A 6,841-nucleotide genomic window follows, 5' to 3' on the forward strand; every position below is an offset into this window, starting at 1 on the left:
CCGCGATGAACACCATGGGAAGCGCCCTTTCTGATCGGCAAGCGATCTGGGCGTTCGTGCTTGGCTGTTTGGCGGTCACAGCAGGCGTTGGCACACACCTGCCGATGTTCTCGATGGCGCAACAAATGCACTATCATTTGGCGGGTATGCCTATGACGAAATCAATGGTCGTCGTCATGGTTCTCATTGTGGGTGGCCTTTTCGTGGCAGCCTATGGACTCTTGCCACGAAACTTAAGCGAGCACCGCACGTCCACCGCCAACATCGTTGTCGCCGCACCTGAGGACGCCCAACTGAGCGCAGCTCACTTCGGTCTTATGGCCGTCCTCGTGGTCGCGCTGGTTGTAGACGTAATGAAGCCCGCTGCGCTCGGGTTCGCGATCCCCGGCATGACTAGCGAGTATGGCGTATCGAAATCGACAGCGTCTCTCGTCGCCTTCTTTGCCCTTGTTGGAACGGTAGTCGGCTCGGTGGTATGGGGATTCCTGGCTGACATTTACGGGCGCAAGGCGACCATTTTGCTCTCGGCCGTGTTCTTTGTGGGCACCGCGATCTGCGGCGCGATGCCAAGTCTCGCCTGGAATATCGCCATGTGCTTCATGATGGGGGCAGCGGCTGGAGGCATGCTGCCGGTCACGTATGCCCTGCTCGCCGAGATGATGCCGTCTCGTCACCGGGGGTGGGCCTTGGTGCTGGTTGGCGGTCTGGGCGCGGTTGGCGGCTACTTCGCGGCAAGCGGAGCATCTGCTCTCTGGCAAGGCACGTTCGGTTGGCGCATCTTATTCCTTTTAAACCTGCCGACTGGCTTGCTACTGATTGTGCTCGGCAATTTTATTCCCGAATCTGCGAAGTTCCTGATCGCACGCGGACGAATAGCGGAAGCTGAGAAAGTCATGCAGCGGTTCGGGGCAACGGCGCGTAAGGTCACCGCTCCGTCGCGGCCGTACCGTTCGCCTCCCTTGGCGCTCACTGGATTCCACTTATGGGGCAAGCTTGCGGCGTTGAGCCTGGCAGCATTTTGTTGGGGGCTGATCAATTTTGGGCTTCTTCTATGGTTGCCAGGTGATCTCCAAGAAAAGGGTTACACGGTTACTGTCGCAAGCACGCTGCTGGCAAAGTCGGCGCTGATCTCGTTTCCCACGGTCTTCCTTTGCGCGTTTCTTTATAGTCGATGGAGCACCAAATGGTCGCTCGTGACGATGATCGCGATCACGATGCTGGGGCTTGGCCTCGTGCTTCGTTTGGAGTTGGCGGGGCATGGCAATCCGGTGCTGCCGGTATCATTGCTTATTGTGGGATCGAACGGCATTCTCGCGACATTGCTGCCCTATGCGGCTGAAAGCTTCCCGCTGAATGTACGTGGCCGCGCGACCGGATGGGTAGCAGCTTGCACCAAGGCCGGGGGAGTTGGCGCCCAAGGGCTTGCTATCGCGGCACTCGTGCCGAGCATGGGCTCGGCGGCCATCGCGATTATGCTGCCGACCGCTCTTGCGCTGGCACTGATCGCCCGGTTTGGTCGTGAGACCCGCGGAACTGATCTGCGCGACCTGGACGCCGACAGCGGGCCGTTCGGGCAGGGCTCCGAACCGAGGACCACTTAGTCTTCGATTAACTTGGGCTAGCTCCGATGTCGAAAAAGTCCGCTCTCCGGTGCCCAGCGCATAGGCTTCGTTTTTGGGAAAGCTGGATTGAGTCGTTCACCCTGCAAGCGACATTAGATTCAATCTGGTGGGGGCATTCTGAAGCAGGGTTCTGACCCCGCGAACCTGCGGAATGGCAATGGCATCGAGAGGGTGTCACAACCCCTACCAACCGCATTTGCCATGAACAGCAGCCTGTCAGCTGATCTTCGATTTCGGAAGCGCCTCCACAAACGCTCGATATGGGGCACGTAGCTGTGACGAGCCGATCTAAGCTGTCACCTGGGAACGAAATCTGTTTCACGGGCACGGTGTATCAAAATTGATACATAAGGCATGCAGCATTGCTGGCGGTTAGGTAATTGGCCTTATTTGAGGTTAGCGTGCAAGCGGGGCTCCGCCGTTTCCCTTATGGGTTTCAGCGACTTTTTCTGCATATCGATCGGCCAGCTCACGATGAATGGCAGCAACGGCTCGATCGGTCGATGTATCTGCTAATTTTCGTTCTTGCTTTTCGCGGTTGATGTAGAACTCCGGATCGTTGTCATCAGACATTTTTCTCTCAATCCTATTGTAGGAATGCTGGCGGAGGGTATTTTATGTTCAATTGCGTGAGAGCAGTATCGACATATACTGCTACTAAATCCAAACCATGCTGATCTAAATCGTGGAGAGCTTCTATTAAACGAGATCGTATCACCTCGATCGGTATTTCCGACGGATCGGACATTTGTTGTCCTCCCTTAGGCTAGAATCTATCCGCGCTGTCACTTGGTGCGCAATCGACAATAGGAAGCATAACCCAGCAGCCTATCGAATTCAAATGTGCTTGTAACTATTTGAAATTGATGTGCTTTGTCTATCGTCGATACTCAGGCTGTTCCAGTATGCAGGTAGTCAGGATTAAATCCAGCTACCTCCCCTAATCGCTTCGCATCAAGAAGCGTTAGTGTGCGATTTTGAAGTTGCATCAGACCTTCGTCCCGTAGTCTTTTGAGTATGCGGTTCACATGCACGGCAGTCAGGCCAAGAGCGTCACCAAGTTGCTCCTGCGTCAGCGGTAAATCGAACTCGTCTTTTTTAAGCAAACTCAAGTGGGACATGCGAGCGTGAAGCTCACATGCCTGATGAGCAACCCGCGCGTAGGCATCACGGCGCCCTAGATTCACGACCCAAGCTCGAAGTACGGCCTCATCAACTAAGGCAGCCCGCCGGAACGCTTGAGCCAGTTCCGGCTGATCACGTATCATGGCAATCAAAGTATCGGGACTTGCCAGAGCAACCGTCAAGGGAGTGAGCGCGACTACACTGTGATCCATCTTTTTAAAGACTGTAATCTCGCCGTTGCAGAAATCGCCTGGAAGCAAAAACGCCGTGATCTGCCGGGAGCCGTCAGGCAGGACTTTGTAGCGAGCGGCCCATCCATCAAGTACTATATAGACGTGCGCGGGGCTGTCGCCTTCGCGCACAACATCCATACTCCTGTTCACAGTCTGCTTGATTTCGCAAACTGCATACAGGGATTGGTGATCGTCAGCCGACAGCATGGCGCCCATTTGGAATTTAGCAATCAATGGATTCATCAGGCCCTCTAACATGATCCATGTTAGCACAATCAATTCAGCAATAAAACTTGTCTGCCGCTTTCATCGGATCGGACCCAAAGGCGGAAGGTCCGCTTTCACCCAAACCTCGCCATTCCCGAAACTCGGTTCCCGGGGAAGGCGTGACCTTTCTCGATCATCAACCATCACGAGATCGCCGACGATCCTGGTCGCGAGGCTCGGGGCTTCGGCCGCGACATTCCCGCCGGCTTCCTTTGCTACCCGGCAGCACAGGCCGCTGACATAACGGCCTTCAAGGCAACCGTGGTTCCCGTCGGCGAGGATCAAGCGCCGATCATCGAGCAGACCAACAAATTGGTCCGTCGCCTCAACGGCCAGATCGGACACGCTCTGTTACCCAAGGCCCGGGCGCTGATCCCGGCAATGGGACGATTGCCTGGCATCGACGGCAAGGCGAAGATGAGCAAGTCGCAGGGTAACGCGATCCCGCTGTCAGCGAGCGACGCCGAGATCGAGGCGGCGGTGCAGCACATGTATACCGATCCGAACCATCTGCGTGCGACCGATCCAGGACAGGTGAAGGGCAACGTGGTGTTCACTTACCTCGATGCCTTCGACGCCGACGTGGAAGCGGTAGCCGAGTTGAAAGCGCATTATCTCCGTGGAGGGTTGGGGGACATGGCGCTGAAGCGCTGGCTGACTGCCATTCTTCAAACGATCGTCGCGCCGATCCGGGAACGCCGGGCCGCACTGAGCGCCAGGCCCGACATGATAATGGATATTCTGCGCACTGGCGTGAAAAAGGCCGCCAAGTCACCGAACGCACCAATGCGGAAATCACCGGGGCTTGGGGTTATTCCAGCTATAGCAGTTGTGCTTGTCAGGTTTACCGAAACCGGCGACAGACTGTAAGAAAACTCGTTGGCGCGCCGCACCTGACGTTCTTTCTCGTCGAGACTGATCAGAGGGCGCTGCAATCCGGTTTTGCTTCTGTACCAGCGCTGAGATAATCGCGGAGGCATTGAAATCGTTGGCAAAAAGGGCCATCGATACGCAATGCGCGAAAGCCTTCATCTGACCGCGATAGCTCACACACAAGGCATACAGGCGGGGAAAGCAGGAAAGACACCGTTGGACTGCCCGTGGCCCACCCAAAATTACGAAGCATGCCAAGCGTGGTTCGCAGGCTACAGTGTAGCGGTTATAGCAACGTACGCTCAACAGCATGCCATGCGGACTAGAGATTTAGCATCCGGCCGGGCGCAAGTAGCTTGAACCGCAGCGTTGCTGCGCACAGGGGTACGGAATAGCATCGTGCACTGAGCTGAAGTTAACTGGACAACGGTTGCCTCAGTATGTCCGCTACCTTCATGCACAGGGCTTCGATCGTAAAGGGCTTGGTCAGTAACTCCATGCCCGGCTCCAAGTGCCCGTTCCCGACCGCCGCGTTTTCGGCGTAGCCGGTAATAAACAGCACCCTCAGGCTGGGCCGCAGCGCTCTGGCGGCATCGGCCACCTGTCGGCCATTCATCCCATTGGGCAAGCCAACATCCGTGATGAGCAAGTCGATCCTGGCACCCGATTGCAGAACCTTGATCCCGGCTGCGCCGTCGCCGGCGCCGATCACGGTGTACCCCTGCTCGTCCAGCACCTCGTCGATCAAGTGCCTGATGGTCGCCTCGTCATCGACTACGAGAACAGTCTCGCCGCTGCCCTTGATCTCCTTTGAAGAAGCGTCGTCAACAGCGTCATGCGGAGCGTCGCCATCATACCTGGGCAGGTAAATGCAGATGGTCGTGCCCATGCCAAGTTCGGAATATATCCGGACCTGTCCCCCCGACTGACGGGCAAAACCGTACACCATCGAGAGGCCAAGACCCGTACCCTGCCCGATTGGCTTGGTCGTGTAGAATGGTTCGAATGCACGGGCGATGACTTGCGGTTCCATTCCAGTGCCGGAGTCAGTGACGCAGATCGATAGGTACTCGCCAGGGTCCATATCGTGCAGAAGCGCCGCACGTTGATCGAGGCGCTTGTTGCCCCCCTCGATGGTAATGCGCCCGCCCCCCGGCATGGCGTCGCGCGCATTGATGCACAGGTTGAGCAAGGCGCTTTCCAACTGTGTTCCGTCAATCATGGCCGGCCAGAGATCCACCGTGTCGACGATATCCACGATGGTTTCCGGCCCAACCGTGCGGTGTAGCAATTCGTCCATGCCGCGAATGAGGCGGGACACGTCCGTAGGCTTGGGATCGAGCGTCTGACGCCGTGAGAAGGCCAGCAATCTCTGAGTCAACGAGGCAGCGCGACGGCCAGCACCTTGCGCTGCCGAAATGAAGCGATCGAGGTCATCCGTACGCCCACGCGCCAACCGCATCTGGAGCAGTTCCAGATTGCCCATCATTCCCGTGAGCAGGTTGTTGAAGTCGTGAGCCAGGCCGCCCGTGAGTTGACCTACCGCCTCCATCTTTTGGCTCTGCCGCAGCATCTCCTCCCGGTTCTGTTCCTCCGTTATGTCACGGCCGACCGTGTAGAAGATGCCGCTCGCTGGATCGGCGTCGGGAACGGCAGACCAGGCAAAGGCGACCGGCGTGCCGTCCGCCTTCAACAGACGAACATAGAATTGGTGAACCAACTCGCCTTGCATCAGGGTTTCGACCACATCCGCCGTTGTTGCGAGGTCGTCGGGATGGATGATTTCGGCGAAGGGACGACTAGTCAGCTCTTCATGCGATCGATCGAGCACAGCCGCCCACGCGGGATTGATCGTCTTTAGATACCCGTCGAAAGTCGCAACGCCGAAAAGGTCGCGTGTCATCTCGAACAGTCGATCACGTGCGGCCGATGCCTCCCGATCGGCAATCACCCGCTCCGTCGTTTCAGTGCAGGCGCAGAACAGCCCCTCTACGTCACCTGGTTCGCCACGGACGGGCGTGTAGCTGAATGCGAAATGCGCCTCCCGGGGTCGGCCTGGCCGATCAAGCTCAAGCGACAGATCAGCCATATGGACGGGCTCACCTCTCGCAACCGCATCGAACAGCGGCGTCAGCTCCTCCTGTACCTCGGGCCAAACGTCGAAGAATGGGCATCCGAGAGCGTCGGGGTGCCGATCTGCCAGCATCGGGGCGTAGCCGTCGTTGTAGAGCAGAATATGATTGGCACCCCAGCCGATAAACATCGGTTGATCCGCAGCGAGAAGGACACCTACAAGCGTTTTCAGCGGTTGAGGCCAATCATCTGGACGTCCAAGCGCCGAAGCGGCCCAGTCGTATGCTCGCATTGCCGCGCCCATACGCCCGCCGCCCATCAACACATCGAATTGCAACGACTTACCTCGCCCACGCTTCCATTGCGTTATGATAGAGACGTCTTCGGCGCACGCCTAGCGCTTCTTCGACGGCTGCCAGCATGGTGTTACAACCTGCTGAAACAGCCGCGGACGGTTGTGACATCGTCTCGACTCCATCACCTTTTTGCGGCGTTGCCGGGGTCATGACTGCCGCACATGCGCTGCCCCATTGATCGAAACAATCGATCACGCGCGATCGTGTCCCACCGCGTGGTGTAGCTTCAGCGGCGTAGCCGCCTTGATCTCCGGGCATAGCCGGGTCGATCACGCCGCCATGGACGACAACG

The 6,841-nt window shown here is 57.5% G+C and carries 6 protein-coding genes; 2 read left to right on the forward strand and 4 right to left on the reverse strand.

Annotated elements, in window-relative coordinates; all coding sequences use genetic code 11:
* Positions 1–5: 5 nt before the first annotated feature.
* Positions 6–1,601: an MFS transporter gene (locus tag FHY04_RS21710; RefSeq protein ID WP_234422829.1), complete on the forward strand. Its 1,596-nt coding sequence runs from the start codon at positions 6–8 to the stop codon at positions 1,599–1,601.
* A gap of 417 nt (positions 1,602–2,018) precedes the next feature.
* On the opposite strand, the gene FHY04_RS21715 is transcribed toward FHY04_RS21710, so the two are convergent.
* Both FHY04_RS21715 and FHY04_RS21720 read right to left on the reverse strand, forming a co-directional pair.
* The gene (locus FHY04_RS21715; RefSeq protein ID WP_183937908.1) at positions 2,019–2,195 is read right to left on the reverse strand and encodes a hypothetical protein; all 177 of its coding nucleotides are present in this window, start codon (positions 2,193–2,195) and stop codon (positions 2,019–2,021) included.
* Positions 2,196–2,512: 317 nt separating this feature from the next.
* Positions 2,513–3,223 carry a Crp/Fnr family transcriptional regulator gene (locus tag FHY04_RS21720; protein ID WP_183937910.1) on the reverse strand — a complete coding sequence of 237 codons (711 nt, stop codon included), beginning with the start codon at positions 3,221–3,223 and terminating at the stop codon, positions 2,513–2,515.
* A 219-nt stretch (positions 3,224–3,442) separates the two neighbouring features.
* Here FHY04_RS21720 and FHY04_RS21725 point away from each other — a divergent pair, with 219 nt between their 5' ends.
* Positions 3,443–4,117, forward strand: a complete 675-nt coding sequence (locus tag FHY04_RS21725) for a hypothetical protein (RefSeq protein ID WP_267904518.1) — start codon at positions 3,443–3,445, stop codon at positions 4,115–4,117.
* A 418-nt stretch (positions 4,118–4,535) separates the two neighbouring features.
* Here FHY04_RS21725 and FHY04_RS21730 read toward each other — a convergent pair whose 3' ends face one another.
* Together FHY04_RS21730 and FHY04_RS22355 are read right to left on the reverse strand one after the other, a co-directional pair.
* Complete coding sequence (locus FHY04_RS21730) at positions 4,536–6,383, reverse strand: PAS domain-containing sensor histidine kinase (protein WP_199861024.1); 1,848 nt, start codon at positions 6,381–6,383, stop codon at positions 4,536–4,538.
* A 151-nt stretch (positions 6,384–6,534) separates the two neighbouring features.
* The coding region (locus tag FHY04_RS22355) for a hypothetical protein (protein ID WP_221211935.1) at positions 6,535–6,841 on the reverse strand (307 nt) is incomplete at its 5' end.

The organism is Sphingomonas sp. BK481, assembly GCF_014194875.1.
In the GTDB taxonomy this organism is placed as follows: Bacteria; Pseudomonadota; Alphaproteobacteria; order Sphingomonadales; family Sphingomonadaceae; genus Sphingomonas; species Sphingomonas aerolata.

Excerpts from the sequence above, each read along its gene's own strand:
- FHY04_RS21710 (WP_234422829.1), top strand. The coding sequence starts at position 6 with ATGAACACCATGGGAAGCGCCCTTTCTGATCGGCAAGCGATCTGGGCG.
- FHY04_RS21715 (WP_183937908.1), bottom strand. The coding sequence starts at position 2,195 with ATGTCTGATGACAACGATCCGGAGTTCTACATCAACCGCGAAAAGCAA.
- FHY04_RS21720 (WP_183937910.1), bottom strand. The coding sequence starts at position 3,223 with ATGAATCCATTGATTGCTAAATTCCAAATGGGCGCCATGCTGTCGGCT.
- FHY04_RS21730 (WP_199861024.1), bottom strand. The coding sequence starts at position 6,383 with ATGTTTATCGGCTGGGGTGCCAATCATATTCTGCTCTACAACGACGGC.